The sequence below is a fragment of the Aurantivibrio plasticivorans genome, from assembly GCF_055392955.1.
In genome coordinates, this window is the sequence record NZ_AP036020.1 from 3,538,043 (window position 1) to 3,555,755 (window position 17,713).

Sequence of the window (17,713 nt, forward strand, 5' to 3'; positions counted from 1 at the left end):
CAGATAATCCACTAGGCGTAGCAAATTGCCTAAAGGCATTTGCTTATGCCTAAGAGGAAAAGTTTTGGAAAAGCAAAAATTTAGTGGATGCAAATTCGCAATCAATCACTCAACAGGAGAGATGTTATGACCACAAATGACGTGGAACATTCAAATCAGAAGGAAATACCCACTCGCAGCTTCACCAGGGTGCTATCTCTTGTCGTAGCTCTGGAAAAGATCGAGAAGCCAGACCTGAAGAAGCTAACCAATAACACTGGAATTCCGGAGCGCTCGATTCACGCCATGCTGGATCGGCTACATCGGGAATACTTCATGGTGGTTGAACGAGTGCGAGGCCGTCGATTTGGTTACTACAAGATTACTGATTGGGGCGCCCTGAACAAAGAGCGCGTGATGCAGCAAGCAAGCCCTGATGACGAGTGCGAAACCACGGACGATCAGCAGGCAGAACTCGATTTCCAGCAAATTTGACAGTCTGCATGACTCATATACGTTGCCCACCGCAAACCCATTTCCTTACGAGGTCTATATGGATAGGAATAGCCTGATAAACATGAGACAAAAGCGATACCAGGATTTTTGCGCCTTTATGAAAAGCAGGGGCTACACCAGCCCCGACGCGATACGGCGGTTTCAAGCCTCCATGGTATTGAGCGCCCTTACCTATATAGCGGCTTTAGTCGTGGCCTATGTACTGACACTGATGGTCATGCCAGGACATGAGACTCTTGCCAAGGTAATCCTGATCATCCTCGCACTTTGGGTGCTGGCCTCCAAATGGGTCAGCTACCGTTGGGCGCAGGTGTTCAAGGAGAATAACTATGTCAAATAGTGACTGGGGAATGAGGGCCAGCGAGATGGCCCGCTGGGCCAACAAGCTGGCATCCAATAGGTGAATCTATGACAGAGTTTAGTGAGAACGATGCAGTAAAAAATGATAAAGGTGAGAGCACCAGCCGCACTTCAGCAGTATTTCGAGAAAAATCATGAGTAATCTATTAATGAGTCACCGAGAAGCCCTCAAATGGGCTGAAACGCTATCAAATGAGGCTTGGAATCAGCAGGTTTGGGAGTCATTAGCTTTAAGCTCCGCGTACGGAACCTCCTGGTTGTTTAGCCTCTTGCTTTTAGTTGTTTGCCTTGTTCCACCTATGCGCAGAAAGGTTCACTGCTGGACAAATATTTACTTGCCATGGAATGCCTGTGTTGGGCTTTTTATTATTCAAGGTTTCGTAGGAATTTTCGGCCACCCAGCAATTTTTTCTAGCGGCGTACTGGCATACTGGGTTAATCAGGTGGTTCCCGCATCCTTGCTAGAACCTGTAGCCGAGTTTACAAATTACTTTACGGTTATTGGCTGGTTAACATGGGGCTAGCTTTTTGTACTCAACATTTTACTCATTTTGGACATACCAGTTTTGGCAGCACTGGCTGCGGTTTTTATACCTCCGCCAACTGAACCGGCGAGGCTTTGACCTGCTTCCCCGGTTCGACCTCGCATTGCGCGCTCTCCACCACTTGCGACTTTGGCGACACCACCAACAAAAATAGATCGCCCCTGCTGCTCTTGAGCCGCTTCACCCAAGTTTTCTTGTCCACCACCTACGTACCGCAAAATCTTATCGGGAATTTCGTGGATTAATCCAAAACTTCTATGGCTGATCTGTATCAGTACTGAGGTAAAAACTGCGAGCATTGCAAATAGTGTTACAACACCGCTCATTGAATCCCCGAGCATTCCAGACATGGCCGGCAGAAACAGAAGCATCAGTACTTTGGCCATAACTATCACCAACAGCATACCGGCTACAAATCCGAATATAGCCAGCGTTGGCCGCAAGAAAAGGCTCAGCGCAACCATATATCCAGCCTTTGCTCGCTCACCGATAAAACCATTTCCCTCAGGAAAAATATGACTGACAGCCCAGACAGGCGCTGCAATAACAGCCTCTATAAGCAAAACGAACCACGCTGCAACTCCCATAATCCACAATATCATTGGTGTTGCGGGAAGGTAAAACGCGAGCATCAAAGCAATCGGTATTAGAAGCATTCCAGCGCCGACTAAAGCCCATAACGTTTTATTTGTCATGCGGCATAAAGTGCTTGTCACTGGCCGAGCTCCCCCTCCAATTAGCCCGCCAACGGCTTCCGATGTATCGTCTGCCACACATGCTGCAAGGTCAGTTAAGAAGGCTCCAGCTAACGCAACCTCAAAACTACCAATGATCATGTGCCCTACATTAGCCATACCAGAAATAGGATCAGGTTCGGACAGCGCATGATTAATAACACTTTCCACACGATTCATAACGAAATTTAGGCTGTCATTATTTTCAGCATAGGAAGAGCGTTCCATTGCATTTACAACAGCACCATTTCCGCTTGTAACACTCATATTTTGGCCATACGATGCCAACGCATTCTCAAACATAGAGTAGTCGTCATTTTCTATGGCTTTGGATGTAGGCCCAGTCAACTCAGCAACAACAGACACCATCCGCTGAGTCTCCGCATTCACGCGCTGGAGATCCCAGTACCAAGCACCAACAGATATCCAACCTGCATCTCGCGCACCAATAGTTGTTCCGGCAGCATCCGGGTTTCCACTAGCCCATTTGTTTATCCTCAATGTGGCGATGTCGGACATAGCTCGATTTACCGCTTGCTCGTATTCGTCCTTAAAGGTTTGTACAGCTTGGTTGTAAGCCAATGGGTCAGGATCTGCGGAAGTATCATCAACCGCCTTTTGTACAATTTGACGCGCGAGAGGGTCGAGATCCTCATCCAAATCAGCGTGTATTTCGATAACCCTTGCTTGGAACTCACGAACAGCTGAATCAATTGCTGAGCCCTCATCAATTTCAGCGAACTCCAGCTTAATTGAACCACATGGATTGGAGCCGTAATTTCTCGGAACTCCATTAGGAAAACCCGACAACCAGGCACTACCATAAGCCAAGCCAGCTTCAACCAGATTGTAACGGCTAGCGTAACGCTGCATAACGGTGTGCTGAACTGGAATTTCAACAGAACCGGTTTCGCTTGCGACCCTAAGATCTGTAACTGACTGGCCCTCCACAATTTCAACAGGGTGCTCTTCAATATTAATATGCCTATCCGCCACATTAATACCATGCATACAGACGCGAGAATTCAATATCTGCATTGCAGTACTTTCGTAATCGACACTAATTTGAGGCGGATAAAATGTACCTGTCCCGCTCATGTGATCTAACGCGGAATTCCATGTTGAATTAGCAAGGCCAACACCGTGACCAGCTAACCAAAGCACACCTATTTGCATCGTAGAATAGCCTCCTGAAAACGGTAAGACTAATGACAATGCGACTACCATCCGTAAAGGAACCCACATGGTCGAATACATTTTTCCCAACGGATTGCCTTCGTGAGCGGAATTCAACACTCCCGTAAGAAAAATATACCCGACCATTAATCCGGTAAAAACGAGCATTCCGGTGTTCAATATTTCAGACATTGCTCCAAGCACGGAATCAGCACTTGATGGCCCCGTACCCCCGGTAATTATGTTTACGACATCCCCAAAGATATATCGTAAATACTCGATGCTTTTGTCGGTCGACTGGACATCAGTAATCGAGGTGGTTTGAGCTATAGCACTTCCACTAATTAGAAACAGTGCTATCAGAAGTAGTGAATTTACTATCTTCATTTTCTAGTACCTCCCAGCCGCGAGATGCAATGAATTCACGATCCGAAATTCTTGATAAGTGTTTGTTGACCAGTTTGGTGATTGCTTTTTTTACATCGTGGTTAACTTCGCATTCAGACATTACGGCGGCCCCTAAGAGCATAAGCTCTCTATTTCTTGCTTTCCTGTTTTGCGCTTTTTGCTGCGTCAACAAATCTGTTAATGCAGCAGTTGCCTGATCATGTTTTTGTAGCTCCGCCGCAATCCGCTTATCCCTTTCGGCCAGTTCGCGAAGTCGCTTTTCCTCAGATGGTTTTAGTCTCGACATCAATACTCTCCACTCAATAAATTTTCATACAAAGTTTTTCATATGGCGCAACACTTAAAAATAAAAAACTTTCAAAAAGTGGAGTTTTTTGTGGTGTTTTATATTGCGTGAAGATATTTTTTAATTTAAGAAAAGGCAAATTATTTTAACTCGCAGCTCAGATGCACGATGGAAGCTTTTTACAAAGAAAGAGTTATATGTTCGGCACGAACTGCCTCTCTGGCTAAGAGCGCATATACGACTCGTTCCGAGTCAATGCGTTTTTGCTGCGCAAAAAAAGCAAGTTAATGGTGCGAAAAGTGGCGATTTTTTATTGTCAAAATATAAATATTTCTAGGTCAAAAGGAAGGAGTGCAACTGCCGCTTCTGCGTATCGTGCAGCCATAAAAATCATTGATGAGCGTACCGGTGCAACACATGATTTTGAAAGAAAAAAAGGCGTACTTGATAGATTTATGTTTAATCACTCAGGACTATCAAGATCCGAGTTATGGAACTTAGCCGAAACGTCTGAACCTGCAAAAAACGCACGTGTAGCAAGAGAGTGGCAACTCGCCCTTCCACAAGAACTAGGAAGAGATTCTCACAGAAAAATAATCGGTGAATTCGCTGAATTTTTAGTGCGTAAATATGGCTCTGCAATTGACGTCTGTGTGCATGCACCAGGAAGAAAAGGGGATCACAGAAACATACACGCGCACCTACTTATGACCACTCGAGCGATGAAAGAGAATGGGGTCTTAAGCAAGAACAAAATTCAGATGAATTGGAAGGATGAAAGACTAAGACAAAACGGTCTTCCTACTGGAAAACAACAAATTGAAATGGTGCGTAAAAAATGGGCCGACATTGTTAATTCTGAACTTGCTGCTTGCGGACTGGAAGAACGCATTAGTCATCTCTCATTAAAAGCGCAAGGCATCACAGACAAAATACCTCAATTACACGTTGGGCCTATAGATACTCAACTAGCTCGAATGGGTTATATCCAGAACGCCCAAAGGTGGGCAATTAATGAATCTATCAAACACCTAAACAACATAATCAGTTTAGGTGAAAACCACAGTGACGTCAGGAGACTGAAAATGAAAAACGAAGCCGAAAAACTTAGCCAATCCAAACAACTAGTCCGCACACATTGTGGCCTTGCTAGCTCTCACGAAGACGCAGAAAAAGCCGAGGCAGAGATGAGTAAAACACCAATTCAATTGGAGCTAGATGACTACTGGAAACCAGTCCGAATCGATCCAAATAAAGGCCGTGTTATCGATATGTTTAAACCAGACATCGAAGGCATTTATCGCTGGGGCGCAGGCCACAAAAAGGGCGAGGAAGCCTTCAGAGATAAAGGTATTGCCATTTACTCGAAAACCATGAGCGAATGGGCATTGGCGGCAGAGCTAGAACTAGCACAAGCCAAGGTTGCAGCAGGAGATTGGAAGGAAATTCGTGCTTTTGGTGACGAGGAATACCGACGCCGAATTTGGGCGCAAGGACAAATGATGGGCATCGAAGTAAAAGGCTATAAACCGACAGAAGGCGACCTCAAAAAACTGACAGACCAGCTGCCTAAAGCGGGCTTGGCGACAGATCAACAAACAGCAAAAGCTTTTGAAAAAAATAATGAAACCTTAAAACAAGAAGACAAAGCAAAATTTGAGAGCGGCAATCATTTCGGAAAATCAAAATCTGCCCCTTCTGGGCAAGACAATAGGCCCGCAAGCGGCCCTAAAATTTAGTGGAGGATAAGCCTATGACCAGTAAATCATATGGTGCAGTCGACCTAACCAAAATCACGTCAGAAGAACGGCGTGAAGAGGTAATGCAAAAGGTGCAAGCCCTTCAAAGCCGCCTTGGATGCAAGCTACAAGTAACAATATATCGTGAGGGCCTTCACCCAGAACCCGAACTCAAAACTATCGTAGAGTCCTTGCGGCTTAGCGATATTAGGTTTAAAACAGGGCACGGTAACGAAACCGAAAACTACGGCGTTCATGTTGTAGCTGATGGCGTGGGCGAAATACCCTATGCCCTGAGTATCTTGGAAACTTTTGAGGCCGGTAAAGAGCCCGAAAAAAAATTTGTACCCGAGCACACGCTTGCAGCAGCTGCACTGGCCTCAGCAACTTCAAGAATATTACCGCTAAACAAACTTCAGGAGTTCATTGACGGTGCCCGCGGTAAAGGCGTCATCAATGATGAACAGTACTTACTTCTATACAAACACTACCTAGACCAAGAGGAGCTAGAAGATGATCAAGCTTGAACTAGACGAAGATAGGCTCAAAGAGTGGAAAGCCGACCTGGCCGAGAGCAAGCGCCAAAGTGCTGAAAAGCGCATGAATGCCGGAAACAGCACTCAAAATTCGACCAAATGTACTGAAAACCGCACCATTGCCGAAAACCGCAAAGACAGCCCAGATGTTAATGACTTAGCCGCCTTATTTGATGACGAAAATCGCAATTAGCCCGATATGCCGAAAACGAGACTGTAAATAATTCTGTGTAACTGCTGGTTAAACATAGTCACTTAATCGCTCGTCAAATTCAATCATAAAGTGATTTAGTGCGGCCTTCCAATTTCTAATCGGCATCGTCCATTTTTTCGAAGCGTCCATAATTGCCAAAAAGACGACTTTTTTAGCCGAGTCGTCTGTTGGAAATAATTTTCGTTTTTTAATCGCTTTGCGAATCACGCTATTGAGAGACTCGATGGCGTTGGTGGTATAAATTGCTTTGCGTATTTCTGGCGGATAGCTAAACAGCGTGTTCAGGTTGTGCCAGTGGCTTCGCCAGCTGCGTGATATTTGCGGATATTTTGCATCCCAACGCTCCGAGAACTGATCCAGCGCGAGTAGCGCTTCATCCTCAGTGGCGGATTGGTAAATCCGTTTTAAATCCGCTGTAACGGCCTTGTAGTCCTTCCAAGGAACATACCTCACGGAGTTTCTCACCATGTGCACAATGCATAGCTGAATACGTGTGTTGGGGTAGGCGCTGTTGATCGCATCTGGAAAGCCTTTTAAGCCGTCAACACACGCAATCAGAATATCTTGCAGGCCGCGATTTTGTAGCTCGGTTAAGACGTTTAGCCAGAATTTAGCGCCTTCATTTTCTGAGATCCACATGCCTAGCAGTTCTTTATGGCCTTCCATGGTCACACCGAGAGCTAGGTAAACCGACTTGTTGATCACCTGCTTATCCTGCCTGATTTTAAGGACGATACAGTCTAGGTAGACAATAGGGTAAACAGGATCAAGCGGCCGAGATTGCCATTCAACAACGCGCTCAATAACAGCATCGGTGACACGGGATATCAATGTCGGCGAAACATCAGCACCATACATTTCTTTGAAGGTGGCAACGATCTCGCGCGTGGTCATGCCTTTGGCGTAGAGGCTTAAGATCTTGTCATCCATGGACGTAAATCGTGTTTGCCCCTTTTGTACAAGCTGGGGTTCAAAACTGCCGTCACGGTCACGAGGCGTTTCTAATTCAAACTGACCCGCCTCTGTCTTGACGGTTTTACGCGATTTACCATTGCGGTTATTGGCGTTTGTTGACTGAGCGTGTTTGTCGTAACCAAGGTGCTCATCGAGCTCGGCATTCAGTGCGGCTTCGACCGTCACCTTAGTTAACATCTGCCTAAATGCATCAAGGTCAGATTCAGTTTTAATGGCTTTGGCCGCTTCCTTTGCGAAAGCTTCAAGATCTTTAGGGTTCATTGCTTACCATCTCCTCGTTAGGGTCAATAATAAGCAGTTACACAGTTTTAGCTACAGTCTCCCGAAAACCAGTAGGTACTTTTTTAAGGTTTTCGGCAATTCCTTACTCTCAACTCCCAAGTATCTTCCCTTTGCTTAACCCATTTAAAACTATATTAGTCGTGTGATTGGGTTGCCGGATAATGCTTCTTAGCTCGCGCTTCACTTTACTATACGGCTTATCATTTTCACCTGGATTCCTGAGATAGTCTAAATGCTCAAGGGAACAAACCCGCCGAATAGTGCTTATATACCCAGCCTTCTCAGCTAGATCCAGACAATCCAAGGAAATCCACTTGATCATATCCGAGATATCATTGCATGTAGACTGCAATTTATTAATCGCATCAATCACTCCAGCCGGGCGCCCAATATTCCAGATGGGCTCATGGTGAAAAGCTTTGTTCCTGAAAGTCTTGATGGCCAACAATTTGCTTTGCATCGTAGACCGATCTCTATGCCCTCGAGGTGCATTTGGAAATACTGGCCGCAATAAGTTTGGCCAGAGAGCTCTGGGGTTTCGATTTACATCAAAGGCGGCGCTGAAAAGGTTTGTCCAGAAACCAAACGTTACCTTGGCAATTATCCGATCCTCATTAACTGTTGCGGTAAGCGGCATATTCAGGTCTCGCCTTATCTCCGCTCTTGCTTTTCGAATCGAGTCTGCAAGATGCTGTACATGACGATGCTGGCTAGCACTCAACCTTCTTTGGGGCCTTGTTGCGACATTGTCAAACCAGTAAGGCCCTAAAGCGCTCCTGGCTTCTTTATGGATAGCGTTCCTTAACGTTATTTCCAACACCTGGAGAAGCGGGAAAAAGGCCGCGGCAACCTCTTTGCTCCACAGGTAGCATCCGAATAGTTCTATTTGGTCAGCAGGGGCAAAAAAGTTACTATAGGTATTCAAACGGGCCGACGATATGTAAGGCTCCAGCTTTGTATGGTTTATTGTTCTCAACTTGACAGTTCCTGCTTGTTATCGTATGTTTACCACATAGCCAGTGAGGATTCCTCTCCCGCCAGCCGCAAGGTTGAGTGGTGATGCCCCCACAAATTGGCGACTGAATTGAGGCCCCGGTGCGAAAGTGTCGGGGCTTCTTACTTTCCAGCCATCCATTCCCCCCGCCATCAATCTAAGTTATTGTTTTTACTCGAATCTGGATTAGATACCGGTGTCTCTACCCCGTTGATATTCCGGACATGATATTGAGAATAGCTCCCATTCTTGATTTGTTTGACAAATTGGGCCCTAGTCATATCCTCATTTGTGTAGTTGTCATGGAACTTCTGATTACGCCCTGATTTTGACTCTGTAGTCACTGAAACCCGCTTTCTGGCCATTGCCATACCCCTTCTTTACTTAGCTTCAGGCTGAGAATAGCATAACAACTTGCAAAACTAAATTTTTATGACCATAATTCCGCTTAACTAAATGAAGAGATTCTCCACCCATGACAGAAAGCTTGAAATCTCGCCTGGTGCGCTATATCACCTCCAATGTAGACAGGAGCTTATTCCTTTCTATGGATGACTCTATACGCGCAGCTTATGCCAAAGCAAACGCCAGAGCCCTAGAAGATTTCAAGAACACCAACCCTGCACGCCCCCGAGCCCAAATGAGACGCTATATGATAGATGATGCTCTCGCAGGGGCCTTAGCCGAGGGAAGCCCGTCAGTGTTGCAGACCGTCCCTAAAGGTGAGCAGTATGTTGTGGTGTGCTCTGGCAACGTCACCTTAAGCCACATTGAGCTGCATGAAAACGCGTGGGCAAGACCCGCTAAGCACAGAAGTTTTCTTGCCCAGAAAAACGCAATATTGGAGCCAGTGACGTTCGACCTGTTTAAAGCAGCTCCTCCTAAGCTTGATGACGCGCTACATATCGTAGCTGTTGTACTGCATCCTCGCCCACAAGCCAAAAATCAGTCAGCGCCGAGCGAAATATTTATTTCGGTGCCTTATACAGATTGGGCCGGTTATCATTTGGAAATTCCTATTCGAGAACTTCTCCAAGAGTATGAGGTAGAACATGATTCAAGCCTCATTGATGAGGCTTGGCCGACATTAAGAGACGATCTACAAAAAGAAGAACATACGTCCGAGAAAAAGTCAGGATAAAGCTATGAGAACCGGAGTTAGCGGATTCCAGCCTGCGAGATTAATCCAGGCTAGAGAATCATTAGGCATAACAAGGGTCGCATTAGCGACCCTTGTTGGTGTTTCACCAGCAACCATCTCAAATTGGGAGAAAGGCAGCCAGTCCCCAGAGGAAGATAAACTTCGTGCACTTGGTGAAGCCGTAAAATTCCCTATGAATTGGTTTTTAAAAAAATCACCTGAGCATGGTAACGAACCCTATTTTTTCAGATCACTCGCATCATCAGCCAAGACTGCAAGAGAGATGGCGAGGGTTCGATTAAATTGGGTTGCGGAGATGGCAAATACTTTGAGCCAATGGGTAAACTGGCCCGAAATTAATGTTCCCTCTATACCAGAAAAAGTATTTCTCAAAATCACCGATGGTGAAATTGAAACTTTGGCTGCCGAGTGTAGAAAGGCCTGGAAGTTGGGCATGGGGCCAATTTCAGATATTGTTCTTACGCTGGAAAATGCCGGCGTAATATTCGCACGCGCTGAGATCGGCTATTTAAAAATGGACGGTGTTTCTCATTGGAGCCAGTTAGACGGTAGACCTTATGTTTTTGTCACGGCTGATAAAGCAAATGGAATTCGGAATAGATTTGACGCAGCCCATGAACTAGGCCACTTGGTACTTCACAGAAATGTCGATGAACCGACTTTTAAGCAACACTATAAGGAAATCGAGCGACAGGCAGACCTTTTTGCAGGATGTTTTTTATTACCTGCTGAATCGTTTTCTGCGGAAGTTAGTTGGCCAACGCTAGAGACATTATTATCGTTAAAACCACGCTGGAAAACCTCTGTGGCAGCAATGATCATGAGATGCTACCAGCTTGACATCATAGATGACGACCAGAAGCTGAGATTATTCAAAGGACGTTCAGCAAGAGGCTGGACAAAAGGCGAACCATATGACAATCAGTTTCCATTTGAAGAACCTAGATTGCTAAACAGAGCCGTCAGGATGCTTGTTGATCAAAACGTTCTCAGTCGAACTGAACTCTCTCACAGGCTTGGTCTTTCAGAGTATTTAGTAGAGTCTTTGTGCGGATTACCTAAGGGTTTTTTCTCACCCAAATCAACCGAAAGTAATTTAGTGGAGCTGAAAGCATTATTGAAAGAAAATGCCAGCAAGCCTAAAAACAGTAACGGGGGAAATGTTCTCGACTTTCCCGGAAATAGAACGAAATAAACCTCAACCCTTTTTGATACCGGTGAGTGCCGACAAAAAATACGGCATTCACCTTCTCCCCGATAATTTTTTCACGCTCAGATTACTTTCGTAAACGCTACGACATTTGTGCTAGCCATTCGCTTAACAAAATAGTTCTGGATCTTCTCCGCAGACTGCCGCAGGGTCTCTGCCGTTAGAATGACATACCCCGCTGTCACGTCATCTCGCCCAGTGGAGTGATTCATCAGGCGCTTCAGCTTATAACTACCAACATCCAGGTGCTCCGCTGTGGTGGCAAAAGTACGCCTCAGGTCATGGAAACCACAATGAGTGCCCGATAGCTTCTTGACCTTGGCCACCACTTTCTTAGACTCCCGCACCTGGCCATACTTATTTTCAGCAGCAAATACATATTCGGAGTGGATACGACCTTCCTGCCTACGGAGCAGCTCATCAATATACTTGGTGATTGGCAACTCTAAAGGCCGTCCGTTTTTTGTTTCATCCTCGGGAATTGTAAAAATAGCTGCTCGTAAATCCACTTCTGACCATTTCAGCCCAAATATTTCGCTGAGCCGAAGCCCAGTATAGATAGCGAATAACATGGCATCACAAATGGATTTTCCGGTTGGCGTCTCCTTCTGTCTCACTTCCTGTAAGGCCTTATAAAAAACTGGCAGCTCACCGGGACGGAGATGTGTCTGCTTGCGCCGAACATTGTTCCATTGCTTGCGGTGGGAGAGAATCTCAACCGGGTTTTCGGGAAATAACGAGGAGCCATCCTGGTGGCAGTATTCATACTTGGCAAAATTGAATATCGCCCGCAGCACTCGCATTGTCAGGTCTGCCTGGGCCTTGGAGACAATGCCCGCATGGATGTCGACAATCACCCGGCGATCAATGTCCTTTAGAGGTTTATCCACAAGCTTCTTAAGGTGGTTGCTTACCACACCCTCATATCCCCTCAATGTGGACACCTTGAGTTGACGAGCAAGCTTGTAGCCTTCAAAGGCTTCTCCCAGTGTAACGGCAGACATAGCCTCAACACGACGCTGCTCATTCGGGTTCACCCCGTCACTCAGGTCAGCCAGGTGTTTCAGGGCCAGCGTTCGAGCCCTGACCGGTGATAGGCCCGGATACTTGCCAAGTGTGATCCGCACCGGGCTGCCTCCCGAAACACGCTTGAACACCGAGAAGCTCTTCACCCCAGTTGAGGTTATCCGCAGGCGCAGTTCGGAGATCTTTTCATCCCGGTACTCGATCCGGGAATCAGGCAAGGGCAACTCTTCTATGGCTTGCTTGGTAAAATTGAATTGTCGTTCCACGTTTACTCCGGGGTTACACAGGGGTTACATCACAATAAGATCTCATATTACATAGCGTGACCTACATGTATATTAAAACCTTTAGAAACAATAACTTAGTTATATATTGTGATTTTGTGTGATACCGGATTATATGTTTTACGCAGACTCATAATCGATTGGTCCACAGTTCAAGTCTGTGAGGGACCACCATCCATAAAACCACCTTCGGGTGGTTTTTTTATGGATGGTGATCACTCACAGACTTCGTTCGCACACTGGTACAGTTCACTACAAAAATATCGGGAATATTTTTGGGCATCTGAGCTCACGAAGATGGGCCAAAGGCCCGAGCACAAGGATGTGCGAGTCCATTGCGATCCAGCATTCAGCAACGAGCGCTGTTTTTTTAGCGCGAAGCCCGCAGGGTCAAAAACCCACAAGGTTTTTGATTCACTCTGTGACTCCGATCAAGCAGCAGTCGACTCACTCTCTATAAACCACGGATTGGCCCACACACCCAATCTCCGAGGGACCACCATCCATAAAACCACCTTCGGGTGGTTTTGTTCTTGTAACCATAGTTTGGCCGCTTTGGCCAAACTATAGTGGCATAGAACGCAAAGAGTGGCCCGCTTTTTACAAATCCCAGCCCTGATTCGGCAGAGATGGGCATTTTGTCAACATCAAGCATGGACGCTGCTGTTTAATAATCAGCCCAAAAACTCTTTCACCCACTTTTTTAATACTGCCAATTTTCATGTGCCAACGGCATTCGATTTAATAACGCTCGTCGCTCACGCCAATCCGGTAAAAACTTATCCATATAGCTTTTAAATCGTTCGTTGTGGCTTCTCTCCAACAAATGAACAAGCTCATGAACCAAAATAAACTCCAGACATTCCGGCGGCTTTTTCGCCAAATCCAAATTCAGCCAAATGCTCTGTCTTTGAGTGTTGCAGCTGCCCCATTTGGTTTTCATTTTTTTAACGCCCCAACTGGACGCCTTAACACCGAGCTTGCGCTCCCATTTCACTAAGAGGCGGGGAATTGCTTCTTTTAGCTGGTCGCGATACCACTCCGTTAATAGTGCTTGCTTCTTGGAAACGGTAGCGTCAGGGTTTACAGCGAGTTTAAGCTTACTCGCACCTTGCTTTTTAAGTTGTTGCTTGCCCGAAACAGTAACCACTTCAAGTCGCAATCGTTTACCCCACACGTAATGCGTCTCCCCCGTTACCATCTCCCGTGCGGATTCTCTCGCCTGGCTCGCGAATTCCGCCTGTTGCTTTTTGATCCAGGGGATTTTAGAAACAACGGCCATGCGTATGGCGGCATCACTTAAATGATTAGGAGCCGAAACCCGCACTTTACCATCTGGAGGCAAAACACTGATGTGTAAATTCTTGATCAACTTGCGATTCAATGAAAGCGCCATTTTGCCAATCGTCATTGCGCTCATACTACTCATACTCCGATTGCGCTTTAATCAAATCCATCAACACTTCCATATCTAAATGGTATTCACCACTCACTTCATTAATTGCATTGGCGATCTCGCGCTCTTTAAACTTATCGCCCTTCCACATCGCCTTTTTAGTCAAACGTATCGCCGTATCAATTTTGATGGCCAGGGCTTCATCTTTACCCAAGTTATCGTAAAGTGAACGCTTCGCGGGGCTATCCATCGATTGAGGATAGTTGGCTTTTGCGGTGTCCTCTGGATGTACAACACGACGCGCCAAGGCGCGAATTTTTTCCAGGTACTCCTGATACTCAATCGCTTTCTTCCGGCGCAATTCAATAAGCTCGTCCAACAGTGTCGACATCTGCTCATAGTATTTCGGGTTTACCGGGTTTTCATCGACGATGGTTTTACGAATATTATTCTCAATACCTTCAGCCACCGCCTCTTTGTCGCGCCGCATTTTTTCCGGAAACGCTTCTTCTCCTTTTTGAATGATTAACTCAATTAATCCTAAGTCCTCAAAATCCATCAGTACTTCACTATCGTCTGCGCGAATGTACATATCCAGCAGGTGACGCATTGCTGGTTCAAAGCGCTTCATATCCAGCAAGTCACCACTGGCTAATTTAATTTCGTCGCGCACCTTTTCGAAGTACGCGACACGAGTACGCATCAACGCGGCCTGGTCTTGGGTAAATCCGGCTTGCAACATCTCATTGGCGATATTCGCATAGGCACGCAACAACTTCGCCACAGTTTGATACAAGGTAACGCGTAAACTTTCTTTTTCGGTCAGCTCGTCCTGGTTTTTACCCGACTCGCCACAAAAGTAGTGCTCAAAATCTTTGGTTTCGCGCGGGTACTTCACCGGTTCGCATAAGGCCTCAACAGCCTCCAGTGCATTTCCCAAATCAATGCGCGCTTGCTTTAGGCGGTCTTTCAATAAACCGGCAACATCTTCCTTGTCGTAGCCTTCAAATGCACCGGCGGTGTAGTCTTTAATCGCTTTATCCAGCGATTTAAACAAATCCTTATAGTCGACGATGTAACCATATTGCTTATCATCGCCATCGAGCCGGTTCACTCGGCAAATCGCTTGAAACAGATTGTGGTCCTGCATTTGCTTATCAATGTACAAATAGGTCGCCGACGGTGCATCAAAACCCGTGAGTAATTTATCCACCACTATCAACAGCTTCATTTGGCCCGGTTCTTTGATGAAGCGTTTTTTTACTTCCGTTTCATATTCTTCAACGCGCTTGGCCGCTTCCTCTTCCGATTGATCAAAAAACTCAGCTAACATTTTTCGATAAATATCGTATTTGAAGAGCTTTTCGGTTTTACCCTCACCCGCTTCCTCGCCTTTTATTTCGCCAGCCAGCGGTAAATAGCTGGTGACAATGCCGCACTTACCTGCAAGATCGGTCGCACTGAATAATTCATACACCTTACAGGCCTGATACACACTGGCACATACCAACATGGCATTGCCGTGGCCATCCATTAGGCGTGGGCGTTTTTTCATATCGAGCCAAATATCGGCAACGATTTTTTCCAGTCGCGACTTGCTCGATAGCACCTTCTGCATGGTGCCCCATTTCTGTTTGAGTTGGGTTTTCGCAACCGGCGACAAACCTCGCGTGTTCAACTCAAACCATTCATCCACTTTCTTTTCTGAGGTTAGGTGCTGGTCAATATCGCGCGCTTCATAACGCAAATCCAGCACTACGCCATCTTCAACCGCCTCATCAAACTTATAGGTATGAATAAAAGGGCCAAACACTTCGATAGAAAGCTTCTTATCGCGCTTCATCAGTGGCGTGCCGGTAAAGCCAACAAACATGGCATCCGGCAGAATTTTGTTCATGGCCTCGTGCAATTTCCCCGACTGGGTACGGTGACATTCATCCACAAACACAAACAGATTGCCTTTAGCACGAAAATCTTTTGGCAAAGAGCGCTTTAGCTCTTCAATAAAACTGTCGGCCGCTTCTGCGTTGTCATCATCAGCATGACGACCAAACTTATGCACCAAAGAACACAACAACCACGGGTTTGCTTTGTTGAGTGTGTTCACCAAATCCGCGCCGCTTTTGGTGCGGTAAATATCTTCATCGACTCCGGTAAAGACGGTCTCAATTTGCTCATCCAGTTCGGTTCTATCCGTTACAATCAACACACGCGCATCACGGATATTTTCGCGAATCCATTTCGCCAGCCACACCATGGTTAAACTTTTACCGGAACCCTGGGTATGCCAAATAATGCCGCCTTCCCGTTTGGCAATATGGTTCTTTGCGGCCTCAATACCGAAAAATTGATTGTGCCGACACGTCTTTTTAACGCCCGCATCAAACACAATAAAGTCGTGGATAATTTGCAAGAAGCGCTGCTTGTTACACGTACAACGCAAATGGAAGTCGAGTTTATTATCAATGGGCTGATCTGCCGGCTCCTTCCACTCCAGATAATACTTCTCCTGAGTTTCGATGGTGCCGTAACGTAACCCTTGCGTGTCATTCCCCGCCATCACCAACTGAACGGTGGTGAAAAAATTGCGAATAAAATCTTTCTTTTGGTTGTCGAGATTCTGGCGAATGCCCTCACTCACGTTAACTGAAGAACGCTTCAACTCGATAACACCCAACGCAATGCCGTTGACATACAACACTAGGTCCGGTCGTTTTTTATTTTCGCCTTTAATCGATACCTCTTCGGCGATGGCAAAATCATTGGCTTCCGGGTTTTCCCAGTCGATCAACCACACAGTTTCATTCTGGTGCCCGGCGCCTTCTTTTTCTTTAACGCCATAGCGCAATAACCGGTACACCTCTTTGTTGGCGTAATAGAGCTTTTTACCTTCGCCAAGCGCGGCTTCAACATCCAGCTTGCGCAACGCCCGCGTAATTAACACCTCACTCACGCCGCGCTTTTGCAACCACTGGGTGAGAATATCGACCTCAATATTTTTGTTATTCGGTCGGTCTTCCCAATTGCCCAAATAGCGATACCCCAATTCTTTTTTAAAGAACTGGATCAAGCGATTTTGTGTAGCCCGCTCTTTTTGCCCAACTTTAGTCATTGTTCAGCCCATAAATTATGCGCAGCGTGGCAAGTACGTCGCTCAAACGCTGCGTTTTTATACCGAAGTCTTTAATATTCAAAACGTCTTCGCTGGCCATCGCGTCAAGAAACTTTCCAAAATCTGCTTGAATACTCGACGGTATGGCGACTCTTTGTTGCGGTGACAGCACGCCGTACAACCTGAATATATCTCCGCGATGCTTCTTTATATTTTTGGAGTCAATCTGCTCGCCCTTCTCTCGACGCTCGGTAAGATCCAGCCAGGCTTTAGCTTTAAACGGGAGAATATATTCCGGCCCAAGAATCGGCACCTCATCGATTATCTCCCGCCCCTGCGAAACACATTGGTAATAATCCGCATCCAATAAGATCGCCGATAAACTTTCCGCCTGTTCACCCATGGGAATTGGCGTTAACAGGGTTTGACCTTGAAGAATCACACCATCCGGAGCGCGAGAAAACAATTCCAGCATAAACGGGTAGTCTTTACTTTGCGGATTCTGAAAGCGATAAAACTGTTGCTGGTGTTCGTTCTCCCCAATTTGCCTATCCCGGTAACCCGCTTCTTCAATAAACGCCCTCAATGCATTAGCGAATTCTGGCGTCAGCACTTCGACACACAATACAATATCCAGGTCTTTGGTAGCGCGAAACGGCAAACCTGCTTCTTCAAGGGCAAGGTGGCAAGCCACACCACCAATTAACGTAAACTGATTATTGTATGCGGCAAATCGTTGTTTAAATAATTCCAATCCCTGTATCGCCATTGTTTCTCCC

General features: G+C 46.1%; 16 protein-coding genes. 8 read left to right on the top strand and 8 right to left on the bottom strand.

Annotated features, from left to right (window positions below; all coding sequences use genetic code 11):
* Positions 1–126: 126 nt before the first annotated feature.
* The 3 genes from ACZ5NB_RS15765 to ACZ5NB_RS15775 all read left to right on the top strand — a co-directional run bounded on the left by ACZ5NB_RS15765 (position 127) and on the right by ACZ5NB_RS15775 (position 1,379).
* Positions 127–474 (top strand): helix-turn-helix domain-containing protein, encoded by a 348-nt coding sequence (locus ACZ5NB_RS15765; RefSeq protein WP_460233216.1) that lies wholly within the window; start codon positions 127–129, stop codon positions 472–474.
* 58 nt (positions 475–532) lie between these two features.
* On the top strand, positions 533–835 hold the full coding sequence (locus tag ACZ5NB_RS15770) for a hypothetical protein (protein ID WP_464107574.1): 303 nt from the start codon (positions 533–535) through the stop codon (positions 833–835).
* 154 nt (positions 836–989) lie between these two features.
* Positions 990–1,379, top strand: a complete 390-nt coding sequence (locus ACZ5NB_RS15775; RefSeq protein ID WP_460233220.1) for a hypothetical protein — start codon at positions 990–992, stop codon at positions 1,377–1,379.
* On the opposite strand, the gene ACZ5NB_RS15780 is transcribed toward ACZ5NB_RS15775, so the two are convergent.
* Positions 1,376–3,697 (bottom strand): DotA/TraY family protein, encoded by a 2,322-nt coding sequence (locus tag ACZ5NB_RS15780; RefSeq protein WP_460233222.1) that lies wholly within the window; start codon positions 3,695–3,697, stop codon positions 1,376–1,378. The genes ACZ5NB_RS15775 and ACZ5NB_RS15780 overlap by 4 nt on opposite strands.
* The gene (locus ACZ5NB_RS15785) at positions 3,651–4,004 is read right to left on the bottom strand and encodes a hypothetical protein (protein ID WP_460233223.1); all 354 of its coding nucleotides are present in this window, start codon (positions 4,002–4,004) and stop codon (positions 3,651–3,653) included. The genes ACZ5NB_RS15780 and ACZ5NB_RS15785 overlap by 47 nt, the downstream gene beginning before the upstream one ends.
* A 299-nt stretch (positions 4,005–4,303) precedes the next feature.
* Between ACZ5NB_RS15785 and ACZ5NB_RS15790 the strand changes: the two genes are divergently transcribed.
* The 3 genes from ACZ5NB_RS15790 to ACZ5NB_RS15800 are packed head-to-tail and all read left to right on the top strand — an operon-like array spanning position 4,304 to position 6,472.
* On the top strand, positions 4,304–5,743 hold the full coding sequence (locus tag ACZ5NB_RS15790; RefSeq protein WP_460233224.1) for a MobA/MobL family protein: 1,440 nt from the start codon (positions 4,304–4,306) through the stop codon (positions 5,741–5,743).
* A gap of 14 nt (positions 5,744–5,757) precedes the next feature.
* Positions 5,758–6,270: a hypothetical protein gene (locus tag ACZ5NB_RS15795; protein ID WP_460233225.1), complete on the top strand. Its 513-nt coding sequence runs from the start codon at positions 5,758–5,760 to the stop codon at positions 6,268–6,270.
* Positions 6,257–6,472 carry a hypothetical protein gene (locus tag ACZ5NB_RS15800; RefSeq protein WP_460233226.1) on the top strand — a complete coding sequence of 72 codons (216 nt, stop codon included), beginning with the start codon at positions 6,257–6,259 and terminating at the stop codon, positions 6,470–6,472. Before ACZ5NB_RS15795 ends, ACZ5NB_RS15800 begins: the two co-directional genes overlap by 14 nt.
* Positions 6,473–6,520: 48 nt before the next feature.
* Here the strand turns inward: ACZ5NB_RS15800 and ACZ5NB_RS15805 are convergent, their stop codons facing one another.
* Both ACZ5NB_RS15805 and ACZ5NB_RS15810 read right to left on the bottom strand, forming a co-directional pair.
* A complete protein-coding gene (locus ACZ5NB_RS15805) occupies positions 6,521–7,729 on the bottom strand; it encodes an IS256 family transposase (RefSeq protein WP_460233227.1) in 1,209 nt (402 codons plus the stop codon).
* A gap of 109 nt (positions 7,730–7,838) precedes the next feature.
* Positions 7,839–8,726: an Abi family protein gene (locus ACZ5NB_RS15810; RefSeq protein WP_460233228.1), complete on the bottom strand. Its 888-nt coding sequence runs from the start codon at positions 8,724–8,726 to the stop codon at positions 7,839–7,841.
* Positions 8,727–9,219: 493 nt separating this feature from the next.
* Between ACZ5NB_RS15810 and ACZ5NB_RS15815 the strand changes: the two genes are divergently transcribed.
* Both ACZ5NB_RS15815 and ACZ5NB_RS15820 read left to right on the top strand, forming a co-directional pair.
* On the top strand, positions 9,220–9,885 hold the full coding sequence (locus ACZ5NB_RS15815; RefSeq protein WP_460233229.1) for a hypothetical protein: 666 nt from the start codon (positions 9,220–9,222) through the stop codon (positions 9,883–9,885).
* Between the two features lie 4 nt (positions 9,886–9,889).
* Positions 9,890–11,101 (top strand): helix-turn-helix domain-containing protein, encoded by a 1,212-nt coding sequence (locus ACZ5NB_RS15820; RefSeq protein ID WP_464107575.1) that lies wholly within the window; start codon positions 9,890–9,892, stop codon positions 11,099–11,101.
* A 77-nt stretch (positions 11,102–11,178) separates the two neighbouring features.
* Here ACZ5NB_RS15820 and ACZ5NB_RS15825 read toward each other — a convergent pair whose 3' ends face one another.
* The 4 genes from ACZ5NB_RS15825 to ACZ5NB_RS15840 form a co-directional block, all read right to left on the bottom strand.
* Positions 11,179–12,408, bottom strand: a complete 1,230-nt coding sequence (locus ACZ5NB_RS15825; RefSeq protein WP_464107576.1) for a tyrosine-type recombinase/integrase — start codon at positions 12,406–12,408, stop codon at positions 11,179–11,181.
* A gap of 721 nt (positions 12,409–13,129) precedes the next feature.
* On the bottom strand, positions 13,130–13,846 hold the full coding sequence (locus ACZ5NB_RS15830) for a M48 family metallopeptidase (RefSeq protein ID WP_460233232.1): 717 nt from the start codon (positions 13,844–13,846) through the stop codon (positions 13,130–13,132).
* 1 nt (position 13,847) lies between these two features.
* Positions 13,848–16,934: a type I restriction endonuclease subunit R gene (locus ACZ5NB_RS15835; RefSeq protein WP_460233233.1), complete on the bottom strand. Its 3,087-nt coding sequence runs from the start codon at positions 16,932–16,934 to the stop codon at positions 13,848–13,850.
* Positions 16,927–17,703 carry a hypothetical protein gene (locus ACZ5NB_RS15840; RefSeq protein WP_464107577.1) on the bottom strand — a complete coding sequence of 259 codons (777 nt, stop codon included), beginning with the start codon at positions 17,701–17,703 and terminating at the stop codon, positions 16,927–16,929. Before ACZ5NB_RS15840 ends, ACZ5NB_RS15835 begins: the two co-directional genes overlap by 8 nt.
* Between the last annotated feature and the right edge of the window lie 10 nt (positions 17,704–17,713).